Annotated in this window: 13 protein-coding genes and 1 riboswitch; of the genes, 4 read left to right on the forward strand and 9 right to left on the reverse strand. The window is 55.8% G+C overall.

The window, feature by feature from the left end:
* Window positions 1–96 precede the first annotated feature (96 nt).
* Entirely contained in the window at window positions 97–1,521 is a 1,425-nt protein-coding gene (locus QFX05_RS05660; RefSeq protein ID WP_279741672.1) for an MFS transporter, read from the reverse strand.
* Between the two features lie 162 nt (window positions 1,522–1,683).
* Window positions 1,684–1,914 (reverse strand): DUF4235 domain-containing protein, encoded by a 231-nt coding sequence (locus tag QFX05_RS05665; protein ID WP_279741673.1) that lies wholly within the window; start codon window positions 1,912–1,914, stop codon window positions 1,684–1,686.
* Between the two features lie 266 nt (window positions 1,915–2,180).
* A riboswitch (TPP riboswitch) is annotated at window positions 2,181–2,281 on the forward strand.
* Between the two features lie 58 nt (window positions 2,282–2,339).
* Between QFX05_RS05665 and QFX05_RS05670 the strand changes: the two genes are divergently transcribed.
* The 4 genes from QFX05_RS05670 to QFX05_RS05685 all read left to right on the forward strand — a co-directional run bounded on the left by QFX05_RS05670 (window position 2,340) and on the right by QFX05_RS05685 (window position 6,658).
* Entirely contained in the window at window positions 2,340–2,972 is a 633-nt protein-coding gene (locus QFX05_RS05670) for an ECF transporter S component (protein WP_279741674.1), read from the forward strand.
* Window positions 2,973–3,050: 78 nt separating this feature from the next.
* Window positions 3,051–4,673, forward strand: a complete 1,623-nt coding sequence (locus QFX05_RS05675) for an ABC transporter ATP-binding protein (protein ID WP_279741676.1) — start codon at window positions 3,051–3,053, stop codon at window positions 4,671–4,673.
* Window positions 4,670–5,467 (forward strand): energy-coupling factor transporter transmembrane component T family protein, encoded by a 798-nt coding sequence (locus QFX05_RS05680; RefSeq protein WP_279741677.1) that lies wholly within the window; start codon window positions 4,670–4,672, stop codon window positions 5,465–5,467. Before QFX05_RS05675 ends, QFX05_RS05680 begins: the two co-directional genes overlap by 4 nt.
* Before the next feature lie 288 nt (window positions 5,468–5,755).
* Window positions 5,756–6,658, forward strand: a complete 903-nt coding sequence (locus QFX05_RS05685; RefSeq protein ID WP_279741679.1) for an aminotransferase class IV — start codon at window positions 5,756–5,758, stop codon at window positions 6,656–6,658.
* A 237-nt stretch (window positions 6,659–6,895) separates the two neighbouring features.
* On the opposite strand, the gene QFX05_RS05690 is transcribed toward QFX05_RS05685, so the two are convergent.
* The 7 genes from QFX05_RS05690 to QFX05_RS05720 form a co-directional block, all read right to left on the reverse strand.
* The gene (locus QFX05_RS05690; RefSeq protein ID WP_279741681.1) at window positions 6,896–8,161 is read right to left on the reverse strand and encodes a multidrug effflux MFS transporter; all 1,266 of its coding nucleotides are present in this window, start codon (window positions 8,159–8,161) and stop codon (window positions 6,896–6,898) included.
* Between the two features lie 726 nt (window positions 8,162–8,887).
* Window positions 8,888–9,556 (reverse strand): nucleoside/nucleotide kinase family protein, encoded by a 669-nt coding sequence (locus QFX05_RS05695; protein WP_279741682.1) that lies wholly within the window; start codon window positions 9,554–9,556, stop codon window positions 8,888–8,890.
* Window positions 9,553–10,032: a low molecular weight protein-tyrosine-phosphatase gene (locus tag QFX05_RS05700; protein WP_279741683.1), complete on the reverse strand. Its 480-nt coding sequence runs from the start codon at window positions 10,030–10,032 to the stop codon at window positions 9,553–9,555. The genes QFX05_RS05695 and QFX05_RS05700 overlap by 4 nt, the downstream gene beginning before the upstream one ends.
* A 198-nt stretch (window positions 10,033–10,230) precedes the next feature.
* Entirely contained in the window at window positions 10,231–12,261 is a 2,031-nt protein-coding gene (locus tag QFX05_RS05705) for a pentapeptide repeat-containing protein (protein ID WP_279741685.1), read from the reverse strand.
* Window positions 12,262–12,398: 137 nt separating this feature from the next.
* Complete coding sequence (locus tag QFX05_RS05710) at window positions 12,399–13,898, reverse strand: pentapeptide repeat-containing protein (RefSeq protein WP_279741687.1); 1,500 nt, start codon at window positions 13,896–13,898, stop codon at window positions 12,399–12,401.
* Between the two features lie 783 nt (window positions 13,899–14,681).
* Complete coding sequence (locus QFX05_RS05715) at window positions 14,682–16,322, reverse strand: pentapeptide repeat-containing protein (protein WP_279741688.1); 1,641 nt, start codon at window positions 16,320–16,322, stop codon at window positions 14,682–14,684.
* Between the two features lie 254 nt (window positions 16,323–16,576).
* Window positions 16,577–17,512 carry a hypothetical protein gene (locus QFX05_RS05720; protein ID WP_279741690.1) on the reverse strand — a complete coding sequence of 312 codons (936 nt, stop codon included), beginning with the start codon at window positions 17,510–17,512 and terminating at the stop codon, window positions 16,577–16,579.
* Between the last annotated feature and the right edge of the window lie 37 nt (window positions 17,513–17,549).

Below are 17,549 nucleotides of genomic sequence, written 5' to 3' on the forward strand. Positions count from 1 at the left end.
TTGTGTTCGCGGAATTGCGTTTGCAAGGTTGCGTTTGTGGGGTCTGCAGGACGCTTAGACCCGCGGCACCTACCCGAGCAACCTTACCGGGTGGCCTTATTGGGTAGCCTTGTCGCGGCGCTTCTGCTCACGGCGAGCAGCACGCACACGCAATGCGCCCGGCGCCTTCACCGGCAGCAACAGGAGCAAACCCGCCACCACAACAATCAGAATACCGAGCACACCCCAAATCTGTGCTCCCATGATGCTCACGCACAAACCGAACAGCATCGGTGCCAGGAAGCTGGTGGCGCGACCGGTGGTCGAGTACAGGCCGAACAGCTCACCCTCAGTGCCAGGCTCGGCAAGGCGAGCCAGGAAGGTGCGGGAGGCCGACTGTGCCGGGCCCACGAACAGGCACAGCAACAGGGCGCATACCCAGAACACGCCAGGCTGAGGGAAGAACATCAGCGGGGTAGCCGCCAAGATAATTCCGACCAGTGAGATAACAATAATTGCCTTCGGGCCTAGGTAGTCATCCAGGTAGCCGCCCAGAATAGCACCAACTGCGGCGACAGCACTACCGGCAATACCGAACAGGATCACATTGGAAGTGCTGAAACCGAACGTACCCGCAGCGAGAATACCGCCGAACGTAAAAATACCGGACAGGCCATCACGGAACACTGCCGATGCCACCAGGAACCACAGGGTCTGCGGGGACGTCATCTTCAAGCGACGAATCGTGCGCCACAGCGCCTTATATGAGGCGAGCAGGCCGCCTTGACGAGCCGGGGAGAAATGCTCCAGACCCAGCTCCAGGAAACGCAGCTCGCGGGTGGGCAGCACCTCCGGTAGGAAGCGCTTGCGGGTGCGCATACGCACCAGCAGCGGCAGGCAGAAGACCAAACACCAGGCGGCAGCGAACAGCGCAACCGCACGGATATTCAGGGCATTATCGGTGGTTAGGCCGAGTACCTGAGGGGTAAGCACAAACCCCCACAGCACCACAGCCAGTGCCAGGATGCCGCCAATGTAGCCGGCCGCCCATCCGGCGCCCGAAATCTTGCCGATATTTTCCGGATGGGAGATACGCGGCAGCACGGCATTATAGTTTACGTAGGCGAACTCGCTGAATACGCTCGCAGCAGAAATCAGGGTGACACCCAACCATAGGTACTGTGGAGTGGGGGCCACGAAGAAGCAAGCCGCCATGGAACTGACCAGCAGCATGGTGTTCACGCCGAGCCAGAAGATGCCGCGGCCAGACTTGTCGTTACGCTGACCGGTGACCGGCGCCAGGATAGCAATAAGGAAACCGGCGATAGTCAGACCCAAAGACAGCGCCGAGGAGGTCTCCTCGGGAGTGCCGAAGTAGCTACTGGTCAGGTACACGGTGAAGATGAAGGTCGTCATAATCGAGTCGAAGCTCGAGGAACCAACATCCCACATGACCCAGGAGGTGACCGAGCGGCGGCTGTGTGCGTGGTCAATGACCCTACGCGGAGCCTTCGCCTTAGGGCGAGGAGAAGAAATAGTCATAGTTGTGCTTTCAGATGCCGAGGCGAAGCTTCAGCGTACCGGTGGCATGAAGCCGGCTGAAGTAGAGCGGGCGTGCTGAAAATGGAACGCCAGGCGGTACGTACCGAGTGAAGATACGTACCGCCTAGCTCATAACTATCGCGCGGAAGGCGACAAATCTCATTAGAAGAAACGACGCTGCAGGCGAGCAATACCGAAGCTCGCCACAGCACCTACGACGGAGGTCAGAACGGTCCAGAGAATGACCTGACGCAGGGTATCTTCAGACTCCTGGGAAATGGCGGGAGGCTGGTTGCCGGTAGCCTTGGTCCAGGCTGCGCTCAGGCCCTTGCCGATCAGGGCTGCTACGCCCATGTTGATACCCGCAATAGCAAGCTTAGCGACGGGGTTCATGTGTATCTCCTTAGCTGTATACGATGTGGCGTCCTACCCGTGAACCTCTTCGGGGTTGGGTGAGAAAAGAGCGCCACTCCCTAGCGTATAGGGTTTAAGGCGTTTGTGCCGCCTGGGAGCCTCTCCATCCCAAAATTGTATGCCGTTCAATTCTGTAATGTGGGCAGACGAAGGGAACAAAAAGCGGCAAATTGGCATGAACAGCCAGACACGCCTACAATCAAACCTGGGTTCCCGCCCACACCACAACGGTACGGACAAAGAACCCCACACGACAGGGGAGCGCCACCACGGCGCTGAGAGTGCTAAGCAGACCCTCGAACCTGATCCGGTTAGTACCGGCGTAGGGAGTCGAATTTCTTCTCAATGCCCTCGTCCATTAAGAGGACGAGGACATTCCCCTTCCAACGACGGAAGGACCACCTATGTCACAGAACGTAACCCCCACCTCCCAGGCACCTGCACAAGCAGAAGCGAAGAAGCCGAACCTGCGCTGGCGAGTCAACGAAATCGTCATCGCCGCAGTGATCGCTGTAGCTTGCGCCGTCATCTTCTGGATCTGGGACATCGCAGTCGGCCCCGCCGCCAAAACTGCACTCGTAGCAGCACCCGAATTCCGCCCCATCGTCGCCGGCGCATGGCTGCTTGGCGGCACCCTCGGCGGCCTGCTCATCCGCAAGCCCGGTGCGGCACTCTTCGGCGAAATCGTCGCAGCATTCATCTCTGTACTCTTCACCGGCGGCGCCTGGAGCGGCGAAATCCTGATCGCAGGCTTCTTCCAGGGCGTCGGCGCTGAAATCGCCTTCGCAATCTTCCGCTACCGCCGCTGGAACGCAACCGTCGCCCTCTTCGCCGGTGCGCTCAGCGGCCTGTTCATGGGCGTTAACGAAATCTTCATCTACTACCCCGACATGGAACCGGTCAAGGCAATCATCTACGTAGCATGCTCCGTCATCTCCGGTGCAGTCATCGCAGGCTTCCTGGCGTGGATTCTCGTGCAGAACCTCGCCAAGACCGGTGTGCTCTCCTCGCTGGCATCCGGCAAGACCAGCCGCTAACCACCAGCAACTAGCCACTAACTAGTCACTCACCACTCGGCACACTACAGCAGCCACACAAAAGGCTAAGGAAGCATCATGGAAGCAACACCGCGCGGGACGCGCATCGAGCTCAACAACTTCAGTTGGCACCACCCCGGACGCCCAGAACCCGTCATCAGCGGACTCAACCTCACCATCAACCCCGGTGAAAAAGTACTGCTACTGGGAACCTCCGGCGCCGGCAAATCGACGCTCCTGCACGCCATCGCCGGTGTGCTCCACGATGACGACGGCGAATCCGCCGGCGGCACCATCACCATCAACGGCAAAGAACCCGGTGAAGCACGCGGCACCGCGGGCATGATGCAGCAGGACCCCGAATCCTCCATCGTCATGGCAACCGTCGGCAACGACGTCGCATTCGGCCCCGAGAACCTGCGCGTACCCCGCGAAGAAATCTGGGGCCGCGTCACCGAAGCCCTCACCGCCGTAGGGCTCAACAACCTACCCCTCGACCACCCCAGTAGCGCACTGTCCGGCGGACAGAAGCAGCGCCTCGGCCTGGCGGGCATCCTCTCGATGCACCCCGGCGCCATGATCCTCGACGAACCCACCGCCAACCTCGACCCCGCCGGTGTGCGGGAAGTACGCGACAGCATCCTCTCTGCCGCGGAGGCGACCGGCGCGACCCTACTCGTCGTAGAACACCGCGTAAGCATCTGGGCACCGCACATGGACCGCATTATCGTGCTCGGCGCAGGCGGCACCATCACCCACGACGGCGCACCCGACACCGTGCTCACCGAAGCACGTCAAGACCTCATCGACGCGGGCGTATGGGTACCCAACTACGTGCCGCGCGCACCGCAGACCGGCAGCGATAACCAGAGCGGCGAGGCTGTAACCGGCGAGGCGCTACTGCGCGCCGAAAACCTCAGCATCACCCGCGCACAACCCACCCCCAAACAACGACGCGCACGCCGACGCACCATTAAACACCTCGGCGACACCCCCGCACCCGCACCCATCGACCTGCCCGTACTCCGCAGCGGCATCAACCTCACCCTGCACGCCGGCGAACACCTCAGCGTGCTCGGACCCAACGGCGCCGGCAAATCAACCCTAGCCCTCACCCTTGCAGGGCTCCTCACCGCACCCGACGGCACCCTCACCGCCACCGATGCGCTATGTAACCACGACGGTGACGGCGAGCGAGAAAACAGTGCCCACTGGGACATCCCCACCTGGACCCCCGCCCAAATGCTCAGCCGCATCGGCTACGTCTTCCAAGAACCCGAATACCAATTCATCCGCGGAACCGTACGTGAAGAACTCGAACTCGGCCCCCGCCGACTCGCCGCACTCACCCGCGAACCCCTCAACGAAGACGACCTCGCAGCCCGCACCAACGAGCTTGCAACCCGCCTACGCCTCACCCACCTACTCGACGCCAACCCCTTCACCCTCTCCGGCGGCGAAAAACGACGACTCTCCGTAGCCTCCGCACTCGCCACCGCACCACGAATCCTCATCCTCGACGAACCCACCTTCGGCCAAGACGCACGAACCTGGGCAGAACTCGTCGACCTCATCCGCGAACTACTCACCAACGGCACCGCCGTCATCTCCATCACCCACGACGAAGACTACACCGCCGCACTCGGCGGCAATCACATCACCCTACCCGCCCTCACCACCCCCGGAAAGGAGAACGCATGAACACCGACTTCTTCGGCACCATCGACCGAACCAGCTACTTCAGCAACCTCAACGCCGGCGTAAAACTCATCGTCTCCTTCACCCTCATCATCGCCGCACTTATCGTGCGCGACCCCCTCACCTCCGGCATCCTCTTCGCCCTCGAACTGCTCGGATTCATCCTCGTCGGATTCCGCCCCGTCAACGTTCTCGCCCGCTTCTGGCCCATCCTCATCGCCGTCATCACCACCGGCTGGTCCGTCGCCATGCTCAGCGCCAAAAGCGGCACCACCATTCTCGACCTCGGCTTCAACAGCATCACCACCGACTCCGCCGCCGTCGGTGCAGCCATGATGATCCGCTCCCTCGCCATGGTCCTACCCACCCTCGCGTTTGTACTCACCACCGACCCGACCGACCTGGGTGACTCCCTCGCACAAACCTTCAAACTGCCCTCCCGGTTCGTGCTCGCAACCGTCGCTGCCCTGCGCCTGGTCGGTATTCTCTTCGCTGAGTGGAACGCCCTCGGCCAGGCACGACGCGCCCGCGGACTCGGTGCAGGCCAGTCCCTTATTGGACGTGCACAAACCTTCGGCGGGCAGAGCTTCGCCCTGCTCGTGCAGGCCATCCGCCGAGGCTCCCGCCTGGCTATCACCATGGAAGCGCGCGGCTTCGGCGCAGGCGAACGCACCTGGGCGCGCGTACCCTCCTATTCGCCGCGTGACGTGCACGTGAGCATTGCAGCCGCCATCATTATCGCTGTTGCGTACGGTGCATCTATTGCGGCGGGTACGATCCAGTTCCTCTGGGGCTAGTTCGTTCCGTTTCTGGTTCCGCTTGGGAGACGGTATTCGTCCCCGTTCCTACAGGGGACCCGCCCTCGCTTCGCTTCGGGCACCCTGATGTCACTACGGACGATACCGTCCTCCCGCGCTGGGACATAGATAAGGAAGCGCCTGCCCCCTTCCTTCGCTCCTACAGGGGACCCGCCCTCGCTTCGCTTCGGGCACCCTGATGTCGCTTCAGGAAGGTACAGACACCTCCGGAAAACGCGGCACCCTCCGAGCCATTTCAGGAACCAGTAGCAAACGTACAATAAAACTATGTCTAGTACCGTAATTCTTCTGAACGAGCAGAACCCTCAGGGCATCTTCGTTGACCCGTCCGTGCCCCTCATCAGCGTTGATGATCAGGGCTTCACCCGCGGCGACGGCGTCTTCGAGACTATGCTGTCCGTCAACCGCCGCGTGCGTAAGCTCGGCATGCACCTGTCCCGCCTCGAGTCGTCGGCGCGCATGCTGGATTTGCCTGACCCGGAACCTGAGATTCTGCGTTCGGCGGTAGAACGCCTCATGCGTGAGGCAACTGCCGGTGCCGAGACTGCGCTGGGCGAAGAACACATCGTGAAGATTATTATTTCGCGCGGCCCCACCCAGGCGGTGACTTCCATGCAGCCGGGCCCGTACACGCTGATTATGGCGTCGCCGGTGCCCGCCTCTATCGTGAAGCGCCGCACCGAGGGTGTGAAGGCGATGCTGCTGCCACGCGGCCACGAGCCGATGGATAACAGTGCCTACCCGTGGCTGCTGGGTGGCGCGAAGACCCTCTCCTACGCGGTGAACATGGCGGTCCTGCGGTATGTGCAGGAGCGCGGTGCGGATGACGCTATCTTCATCACCGATGAGCGTCGCGTGCTGGAGGGCGCGACCTCCTCAGTGCTGGTTGCGAAGATTGAGGACGGCAAGAAGGTGCTGTACACGCCTGAGCCGAGCCACGGTATCCTCCCCGGCACCACGCAGGGCGCGGTGTTTGAGGCGGCACGCCAGGCTGGTTGGGAGCTGGGCTTCGGTCCGCTCTACCCGCAGGATTTGTTTGAGTCGGACGGCGTGTGGTTGGCGTCGTCGGTGCGTCTGATTGCGCCGGTGACTCATCTGAACGGTACGGCGCTGGCGCATGACCCGGAGCTGACCGCTACGCTACTGAGTTACCTGGCGCAGCAGAGCTAAACGCATCAGAAAAGGGACGCCGCATATTTCCTCCGCGCCTACGCAGGGGCACCCGTCACCCGGACGCTCCGCCCCTCCTTGGTTCGCTGCGGAGAGCGCCCGGGCTGACACCCTGAGGGTGCTTCCGGAAAACGCGGCAGCCCCTGCGCCCATGCACGGGCACAGCAAAGCCCCGGATGCGCAACCCTTAGCGGGTCGCCCAGCCGGGGCTTTAGCTATACAAAAATCAGCAACAGGTTAGTGGCCCGCCGGAGCGCCGTGACCTTCACTAGCGCCGTGGCTCAGACCGTCCGCCGAGTAGTCCGAATCCTTACGCGGCGTAGTCCACAGCACCAGTGCCGTCAGGACCGCGAAACCCAGAATTGAGAAGCCCATCGGCAGGTACTCATGCTCACCGGCAATCGACACCAGCGGTGCTGCCACCGCACCCAGCATCGCCTGAACCGTACCCATCACCGCCGAAGCACTACCCGCCATGTGGCGCGCCTCGTTCAACGCCAACGCCGAAGCATTACCAAAAATCAGACCGCACGAGCTAGTCAGCAGGAACAACAGAATCAGCGTCGGCACCAGCGAAATACCGACAAGGAAGCTGACCAACAGCAGCGAAGACACTACCAGCAGGCTAACCACGCCAACATTCACAATGCGGCGCTGCGCCACACGACCCACCAGCTTCGTCGCAATCGCACTGAACAGCACAATGCCAATCGAGTTCACACCGAACACGATCGTGAACTCAGTCTCGGACAAGCCCAGAATCTTCTGCAACACAAACGTCGAACCGGAAATGTACGAGAACAGCGCACCAAACGCGAAGCACATCGTCAGCATGAAACCCATGTAGCGGCGCACCTTCAGCACCTTCGGCAGCTCCGAGTACACGCTCAGGGCGGTGCCCTGGTAGCGTTCCTCCACCGGCAGGGTCTCCTTAATCACGAAGATCACGCCGAGCATCATGAGCGCGGTAATCACGCCCAGCACATGGAAAATATCGCGCCAGTTACCCCACGACAGCACCCAACCACCAAACAGCGGGGCAAGCACCGGCGCGAAGCCGTTAATCATCATCATGACGCCCATGAGCTTAGCCGTCCCCAGACCCTCAGTCGTATCAGCCACGATAGAACGCGCCAGCACCGCACCAATCGAACCGGTGAAGCCCATCATGAAACGCGCAAAAATCAGCAGCTCAATATTCGGCGCGAAACCACACGCCACCGTCGCAATAAAGCAGATGACCGCACCAATCAGTAGCGGCTTGCGGCGGCCCGTCTTATCCGACAGCGGACCCACGACCAGCTGGCCGAGCGCCATACCCACCATGAACGCGCTCAACGTAAGGGACGCATTCGTGCTGGTGGTGTTCAGATTCTCAGCGACTGAAGGCAGCGCCGCCAGGTACATGTCCGTAGCGAGCGGCGCGATAGCGGTCAACAGCGCCAGAACAACAATGAAAAGGGGTGATAGCCCGAAAGAGGTCTTAGTCGACTTCGAAGACATTAGTCCTTAGTTTTTCTTTCTACGTGATGCGCGTGCAACGGCGCCTGCGGCTCTACAAGACATGGATGCGGCGGTACCGCTCCGGGGATGAGCGTGCGCAGGCTAGAAGCACAACTTGTTCACGGTAGCAGAATTGGGTGTGGCTTCGTAAGTTAAATGTTTGATATTTTTTCGATGTGGGAGCGGGACGGGTACGCAGAAGGGGCAGTGTTATCCACGCTCCTACAGGGGCACCCGTCCTCGCTTCGCTTCGGACACCCTGATGTCGCTTACGGATAACACCACCCCTTGAGCGGTTTTAGTCTGCTGCTCAGCGCCCCCCAACGCTGAAGAAATATTTGAGAAATATTCTTGAGAAGCATTGATAGGCACAACTGCATAACTTACGCTGACCATACCACGCGGTACGACCGGAGGGACAATCTCAGATGCGCAATCACTATTACAAATATTTGCTATGCATCCTGTTGCTCGTAGCTTGCGTCTTGCTCGTAACCCTTACGGTGTTTTCCCATAACAACCCGGGTCATGGAAAAGACGGCACAGCCTCCACCCATGCGCCGAGCAATACCTCAACCTACTGGGATAAAGACCGCATGGAATCCGCTAGCCCGGCTTCCATACCCCAATAAAACAGCGCCTCAGTAGAACCGCCTCTGAATAGCCGTAGGGCCCAATGCTTCGAGATACACGAAGCATTGGGCCCTACTGTCTTGTAGGCGGCTGCTACGGCGCCGCGCTGTCGTAGATGAAGTCCACGGTCGCGTAGTCCTCCGGGATTTCGGCGAGTAGCGCCTCCTCCTGCGCTGCCCAGCGTTCCCAGTGCGGGCGGAACGCGTCACCATCACGAGCCATGGCGCGTTCGTAACGCACCTCGTCCGGGACAGTGGCGAGAATACGCACCTCGCAGGCGCCAGCAATCGCGCCGACACCCTCGCAGATGATGACCTGCGTAGCCGCCGGGTCGACGGTGCGCACCTCACCGGGGGCGCCCGCCTCCCAATCCCACGGGGTGTAGGTTCCGGCAATACCCTCGGTCAGCTGCACGGACAGTGCGTCCCACGCCTCCACGCCGTCGAAGAGGCCGTCCCAGCCGGGGTAGAAGTCGTCCAGGTGCAGCACGTGCACGCTGTGTCCGGCGGCGGTGAGCTCCTGCTCAAGCTGCGCGGCGAGGCTGGTTTTGCCGGTGCCGCTGCGGCCGTCAACGCCGATGATCAGCGGGATCTGCGCGAAGTCGGCGAGGAACTGCGCACGGAATTCGGTGAATTCGGCGGTGTCCATGTCGAAGTCGTTGCCGATGCCGTGCTCCAGACGCAGCATATCTTTGCAGAGTTCCAGGATTTCGGTGGTGCCGGTGACGCGGCGGTTCTGGTTCAGGGGAATACGCTGACTCACTGCGCGTCGCCTTCCTGCTTGAGGTGGTTGATGAGGCCGCGTGCGGCGGCGTCAATGAGGTCGGTGGTGTACACGAAGTCGCGTTCGCTACCGTACCAGGGGTCGTAGATGCCGAGCTGGTCCAGGTGGGTGGTGGTGACCTTCGGGTCGAAGCTACGCATCATACGGATTTTGACTTTGTCGGCCTCGTTGCGGGCGAGGGCTTTGAGGCGCAGGTAGTGGGGTGCGTCCATGGCGAGGATGAGGTCGTTGCGGTCGAAGTCCTCGACGGTGAAGACGCTGGCGCGGTGCGCGGACGGGTCGATACCGCGGGTGGTGAGCTGCGCGGCGGCGCGCGGGTCGATGCGGTTGCCTTCTTCTTCGTTGCTGATGCCGCTGGAGGTGACGGTTACGGGCACGCCGGCTTCTTGGGCGTGCTGGCGGATGAGGTATTCGCCGACGGGGGAGCGGCAGATGTTGCCGGTGCAGACAGTCATGATTCGGTACATGGTTCTAGTGTATCGGTGGGGTGACGGGTGGTTGAGCGCGGCGGGTGATTGGGGCGGCTTTGTAGGCGGCGCTGTGACGGGTGGATGCGCTCGCCGGTGGGCTGCCGCCGCCGGGGCTGGCGCGCCTAAGCCCGGGCGCGCAAAGCCCCCGCCGACGTGGAGCCGGCGGGGCCTAAAGTATGAGCCTTATTCAGCGGGCTTTTCTTCTTCGCTGTCACTAGATTCATCTAGCGGCTTTGCAGGCTCACTGATGCGAGTATATTCCTTCTTTTCTTCGTCCCAGGAATCTGGGTCAAAAAGTACCGCTCCCACAGGGATTTTGTATTTTATGTTATATAGCTCGGCTTCACCCAGAAGAATGGGTCGACTATCTTCATGCACTGCGAAATTATGTGCTTTTAATCCTTTAGGTATAGCTGCGAACTGGGCGCCGCATATTTTACCCGAATCTTCTTGGATGCTTATAAATATTGGTGAACTCTTGGCAAAGATTACATTGTTAAAGTAGACATTTCCTCTAAAAATAGTCTTAATAAAGCAGATTTTCTGTTGTAAATCTGAATTTCCTATGAAAGTTGCTTTGAGGAAGTAGGCACTTTGTGTGAAGTATGCACTGCTGAAGTCTGCCCCTCCTGTAAAGGTTGCTTTAAGGAAGTATGCGCTTTGTGTGAAGCGTGTATTTATGAACTTTGTTTCTCCTGCGAAGGTTGCTTTGAGGAAATTCACGCTTCGAGTAAAAGATGTATTACTAAAGTCTGATTTTCCTAGGAATTGAGTTAGGGGGAAACGTGATTTTCCCTCAAATTTAGCCTTGCTGAAATTCACATTTTTCCTGAAATCTGTTTTACGGAATTCTGTAACTCCCGAAAATGTTGTTTTATTGAAAGAAGTACTACCCGAGAAGAGTGTTTCAATAAATGTTGAATTTCCATTAAAATCACTATTATCAAAGTGAGCTATCTGTAAGAAATGTGCATTGTTAAAGTTTGCCTTGCCCCTAAAATTAGCCCAAAAGATATATGCATCTTGGGTAAAGAGTGTGTTGGTGAAGTTTGTTTCTTCAGTGAAGGCTGTATAGCTAAAGTTTGCTTCTTGAGTGAAGGTTGTATTACTAAAGTTTGCTCCTTGTTTGAAGGACACTTCAACGAATTTTGTTTCTTGCATAAAGGTTGCACCACTGAAATCTGCATTGTAAGTAAAGGTTGCCTCACTGAAGTCTGCGCCTCTTGCAAAGTGGGCTGAACGGAAAATTACGGGTGCTCTAAAAAGAGTTCTTTGGAGTTCTGGGGTTATATAAAATATTGCACCTTCAAAGCTGAGAGTCTCATACGCTAGGGTACTTAACTGATAGAAAATTGGTGCTTTGTTGAAGTCGAAGCTGAATTGGCTCCAAAGCTCAAATTCTTCCTTAGAGCTTTTGGATTTATTGGAACTATCAGATTTTTTAAGGCGTTTTGACATTTCAGTAAAGATAGTTCGTCTCACTTCTTGCTCTTCTCGGAGCTGTGGGTCGCGGAATATGGAACTATTATTATATTCAATATTCTCCTGGTCGAAATACTCTTGTTCCTCGGCCAAAGAAAAAGGTGAACGAATATACGCGCATAGATTGTTTATAATCACCTGTCCCTCTTCTTTTCGCTTTTCCTTGTCTGGAAGGGTTTTTGTATCAGTAAGCCATTCGTCTACGAGACCTACAAGTGTGTAAATTCCCCCTAATCGGATGGCTGCTTTATCGTTAGCTAACTGTTCAATAGCTTTGGCATAGCGGCTACGCCGTTCAGCGTGTACCTGACGGGTATGTTCTTGATCATTTTTCTCTTTCTCCTGTTCATTCTTTTCCTTTTCTTGGTCATTTTTGCGATGTGTTTCACCTAATGTAATTACACCAAGAAGGCCGCCAGTGGTGTAGAGGAGTGCTTGGCGAAGCCGTGAACCATCATCATCTTTATTGAAACCAGAGTTGATAGCAATAGGCAGGAAGAAACTTAACAGTCCACCAAAGAACGCGATGGCGGCAATCCAAAGATAAAAAGGCTTGATTTCTCGTTTCTTATCCGCAGAAAAAATGTTCTCGATGACAAAGACGATGAATGTAATTGTGCCTGTTGTAAGTAATCCTATAGCTACCCACTGGGCGATAACGTCCCATGTGGCAGGTCCTGGGCTCGGAATAATGAGCTGCTGCGTGGGAGATGAGCTAGGTTCTGGCGTCAACGGTGTTTCTCCTGTCTTCTCTGAGAGGAATAGTCACCATTCAGCATAGTGCACAGTGACCTGTAGCGAGTCATTTTTTGAACAGACGTGAAGGCCCCGCTGACGAGGGAGCCGGCGGGACCTTATAGAGGTGAGTACTATTCGGGTTTGTTTTCTTCTGCTCCGTTAGATTCGTCTAGAGGTTTTGCAGGCTCACTCACGCGAGTATATTCCTGCTTCTCTTTGTCCCAGGAATCGGGGTCGAAGAGTACTGTGCCCGTAGGGAGGTTGTATTTTATGTTATCCAGCTCGGTTTCACCTAGAAGAATGGGGCGGCTATCTTCATGTACTGCGAAGTTATGGGCTGGTTGTTTTTCGGACAGAGTAGCGAAACGCGCTCTGTATGCCTTACCTGACTTGCCGGGGGCAGTAGCAACAAAATGTGGTGAATGTTTTTTAAAGGTGGCACTGCTGAAGTTTGCGTTTTGGATGAAGGTTCCTCCCCTGAAGTCTCCGGTTTGGAAGAAATTCGCCCAGCTGAAGTCAGCGGTTTGGAAGAACCTCGCCCTGTCGAAGTACGCGGTTTGGGTGAAGGTCGCCCAGCTGAAGTCTGCTTTTTGGCTGAATTTTGCCCCGCTGAAGTCTACTTTTTGGGTGAATTTCGTCCAGCTGAAGTCCGCAGTTTGGGTGAAGGTCGTCCCGCTGAAGTCCGCGTTACTGTAGAACTTGGCAGAAGAAAAATTACCTTTCTCAATTGTGATGGTGTTGAGAGGGTAGAAAATGGGGACTCGACTGAAATCAAACTCAAAGTCACTCCACATCCCTGGGAAAGTATCGATTACCTTGCCAATCCCATCCCTAGTGAAGGTACTACTGCGCTTGCTCATCTCAACGAAGATAGTGCGGCGTACGTCCTGTTCTTCGTGGAACTTTGCATAGTCCGCGGTGATATCTTCAGGCTTTTCGTATTCATCAGAATCTTTGAAACGTTTAAGTAGAATCTGGATCCGTGAAGACACTTCTTCATCGAGCTTCTCGGATTCTAATTTCTGGAGATTTTCTAGTGCTTTGCGGGCTTCGTACTCTTCAATTTTTTCTGCAAGAGGGAAGGGCGAACGAATGTAGGAGCAAAGGTTATTGATAATAACCTGTCCTTCTTTTTGCTGTTCTTCTGCTTCGAGAGTGTCATCGGCGAGCCACTCATCAACTAGTCCAACAAGAGTGTAGATTCCACCCAGACGGACAGTCGCTTTCTCATCGGCAAGCTGCTCTACAGCCTTGGTGTAGCGACTACGGCGTTCAGCGTGTACCTGGCGGACATGATCGCGTTCGTTCTTCTCCGCGTCCTGCTCATTCTTCTTGATGTCGGCATCAATTTTGAGGCGGTCACCCTGATTCTTCCAGTTCGTCTGCAGAAGAGTCAGAACCGCAATAATGCCGCCAGTAACGTACAACAGATGCAGACGCAGCTGATCTGAGCTGCCCGAGCTCATACCGCAGTGCAACCACAGCATCCAAGGCAGAAGAATCGCAGCTGCACCACCGCCCAGGCCGGAGCCAATGAGGAGCTTAATAAAGTGCCGGATATACCAAGGCGTCTCTTGAGCTTTTTGGGTTACCTGGCTTTCTGGAATGGATGATGTGTTATTGCTGGGCACGAGATTCTCCTGTCCTCTCTGATAGGAACGTTCACCTTCCAGCATAGGGTAAAGCTGCTTGCCACGAGTCGTGCCCGGTCACCAACGGGGGCTTCGCCTGCATGAAATGCACAGGCGGTGCTTCTGCTATCCGCAGCAGATTAGGTGGATGCGGAAATCCTCAAAATAGGCGATATTGTTCCTTGCCGTCGATACAATAGCGGCGTAATTAGTGCTGTCGTGTTGTTATGTCTTAAGAAATACGCTACATTATTAGATATACGGTCATATGTACACGGCATGTCCTTATGCATAATGACCATAAAATAAAAATGGAGCTACCAGCGATGTTAGAGCATCGCCAGCAGCCCCACATAGGGATCTCTAGAAGAGATGGGAAGCGATCAACTCACACATCTCTACGAGACCAGCAAGCAGGGTAACCACATAGCTACCCCGTTCGATGAATAACCAAAAATGGTTTTCACCCATAGGAGTTCCCCTCCTCTCTATTTACTTGGATAGAGACAACGCGGAATTACGTTGTCACTGCTGATTTTAGCAGATGACACACATTCCGCGGATTTTTGCTACCCAATTTAAGTTTGTTTATCTCAGAAATGGCGTAATGCCGCTGGAAAGCGATAAACGAATCCGGGTAGATATAATTCGAAAAACCCCGCTAGAGCATACTCTCTCAAGCGGGGTTTTTCGTACCGTTATTTTTCGACGCAGCTGCTCGGTAGAGTCCACCACGTGCGCAAAGGCCCCACCACATATTCAATGTGGCGGGGCCTTTGGATATTACTGCGCGGGCTCACTGATGTGGGTGTACTCCTGCTGCTCTTCGTCCCAGGAATCCGGGTCGTACAGCACCGCACCAACAGGGAGAATGAACGTTCTATTAAGAAGCTCCGCCTCGCCGCAGCTGAAACCGTGAGGGCTCTCCGGGCGCGCCTCGAACAGGTAATCCTGCGGATCCGCCTGTGCCGAGAACCGTGCCCTCTGCAGCCGCCTCTCCAAAGCCTCAAAGGACGGCTTAACATACATGAAGCTAGTCTGCCTGAAATCCGCGCCATGACCGAACGTCGCATCCGCGAAGTAGGCGCCCTCAAAGCTCGCCCCGTTGAAGCTCACCTCCCGCGCGAACGTTGCCTTGTAGAAGCTGACATGCGCCGTGAACGTCGTCTTACTAAAGTCGGCATCCTGCGCGAAGGTCGCGTTACTGAAGTTCGCTCCCTGCGGGAAGTCCATCTCATAGCGCGTCCTCGGAAGCGCAATAAAAGACGTCCGGCTGAACGTGGCGTCGCCGTCGAACCGCGCCCCACCAAAATCCTCGTACTGTGTGAAGGACGCCCCGCTAAAGTCCGCCGCGCTCGCAAAGCGTACGTTGCTGAACATTGCGGACTGCTTGGTCACTATACCGGCAAAGCGCGCGGCCCCGCCGAAAAGCGACTTGGAGAACACCGAGGGGCGGTTGAAGACCGACGCGGCGAAGTGCGCTTCATCGTGGAACGTGGAGGCGGTGAATACTGCCTTTCCGTCGAAGGTGACCGCCGCGAAGCTGGCTATGCCTGCGGTGTTCAGGCGTGAGAAGTCGGCATCGGATTTGAAAGCGGATACCGCGAAGTCAGCCGCAGCCGAGAAGACCGCGTCTGAGAAGTCAGCCTCGTCGGTGAAGGTTACGGTTGCGAAGCTTGCCGCGTCTGCAAAGCGTGCCCCGCTGAACTCTGCCGCGCCTGCGAAGTGTGCGGCACTGAAGCCCACCCAGTCGTTGAAGTTCGCGCCGTGGAAGGATGCGTCAGCGGTGAACTGCGCTGCGGAGAAGATGGTGTCACCGTGGAAGGTTGCGCCGAAGAAATCCGCCGGGCCGTAGAAGGTTGCGGAGGCGAAATCGGCGTTTTGAAAGTGCAGCTGCCGTAGCGGGTAGAAGATGGGTGCGCCGCCAAAGTCGAAGCGCAAATCAGCCCATGTGGGCGATATCGACGGCATCGTGTGCTGGTCATCCTCGTTGTCTTTTTCGGTGCTCTCGGCGGTGGCGAGGCGGCGGCTGAACTTCATGAAGACTGTGCGGCGCACTAGCTGCTCTTCGCGTAGTGCCTCCTGATCGCGCGTAAAGTCGCCTTCGTACCCTTCGGGGGCCTCGTCTGCTTCTAGGACCTGCCGCTTCTGCGCGAGGGGGTAGGGCGTGCGGATGCACTCGGTCAGCGCGTCGATAATGGCTTGGGCTTCTTCGTGGCATACCTGCTCGGGGAGGGATACGTCGGTGAGCCATTCGTCTGCGAGGTTTACGAGCGTGTACGCCCCGCCGAGGCGTACGGCGGGCTGCCCGTCGAGGAATTGTTCGAGTGCGTGCCTGTAGTGTTCGCGCCGCCCAGCCGGCAGGTTGTGTGCCGGGGTGTTTTTGCGTTGCCGTAGCGTGGTGAGGAGTTTGTTGAGGTTCATTGTGGTGTGCCCTTCCTGCTCCGGTGCTGGCTTATAACCAGCATAGGGGAGAGCCCCACCCTTGCGCGCTCGCGCTGGTTAAAAGAAGATGCCCCGCCTGCACGAGATGCGCAGGCGGGGCTCTTAATATCGTCCTTACTGTCTTCTAGTGTATTCATCTGATAAATATATAGCGGAAGTAAAGACAATCAAATTCTAAAATAAGGTGTATTATTAAAAATAAATTTATATATGATGGTTCAAGTTAGAATAATCTAATTTGGTTCAATTCCTTGCTGCTTTTGTCGGGGAAGAATTTTGATATCATCTTCGCCTGTGTCTGGATTGAAAAGACCTGCTCCAGATGGGAGTAATTTAGTAACTCCCTCGAAAGTTACTTCTCCCATTCTCGTCCTTTCGAAAGCACTTTCGGGGCGGAATGTGTGGTCATGTTTGTTGGAGAAATAGGCCGCGTTCATGCTGGTGTACATTCCGTCACGACAGTCCTCGCTGAACCGAATTTCATCAAAAACTGAATTTTCGTAAAAATGGGCAAACATAAATGCAAAAGCATCCTGATAGCTTATGTCCAAATCAGAGAACTCGGCGTATCCAAAGAAATCAAAACTAATAAAAATCATTTTGCCAGCAATTTCTGAAGACTTGATAAAAAATCCTCCCTCGGAACTGCCTCTCCAGAACCTGCATTCGCCGGAGAATTTGCATGATTCAAATCCTGCGGGGGGTTTAAATTTTGAGTTGGAAAAATCTACATTATGCAGGTGGAGGTCTTTTATTGGTACGGCAATGTCGAGATTGGATAATTGGTATTTAATTTCATTCCATAAGGGGCTATATTTGGAATTTTTTCGATCGATATTTTTGTATATGTCACTTATCTTCTGAAGGATTAGAAGAATGTCAGATTTTGATTTATTGGAATCAGCTTGAAATGTTTTACAGAGATTATCTATGATTTCCTGTGACTCTTTAATTGTCTCTTCTTGGCAACCTTCTGGATATGATTTTAGCCACTCGTTGGCAAGATTAAAGTAGTCGTCAATGTTTGATTTATTGATTGATTTCACGCCATTGGAAAATGTTTTAAACTGCTCATTTCTTTCGTTCTTCAAGCGCTCCCACTCTTTATCTGGTTCACTTTCTGATGTGTTCCGAAAATTTGCTGAAAGCTTTCGTAATTTCTCGAGCATGAGATATCTCCTGTCTACGGTGATAGGTGTGGTTCTA

Origin of the sequence: Rothia similimucilaginosa, assembly GCF_029850875.1 — a bacterium.
Classification (GTDB): Bacteria; Actinomycetota; Actinomycetes; order Actinomycetales; family Micrococcaceae; genus Rothia.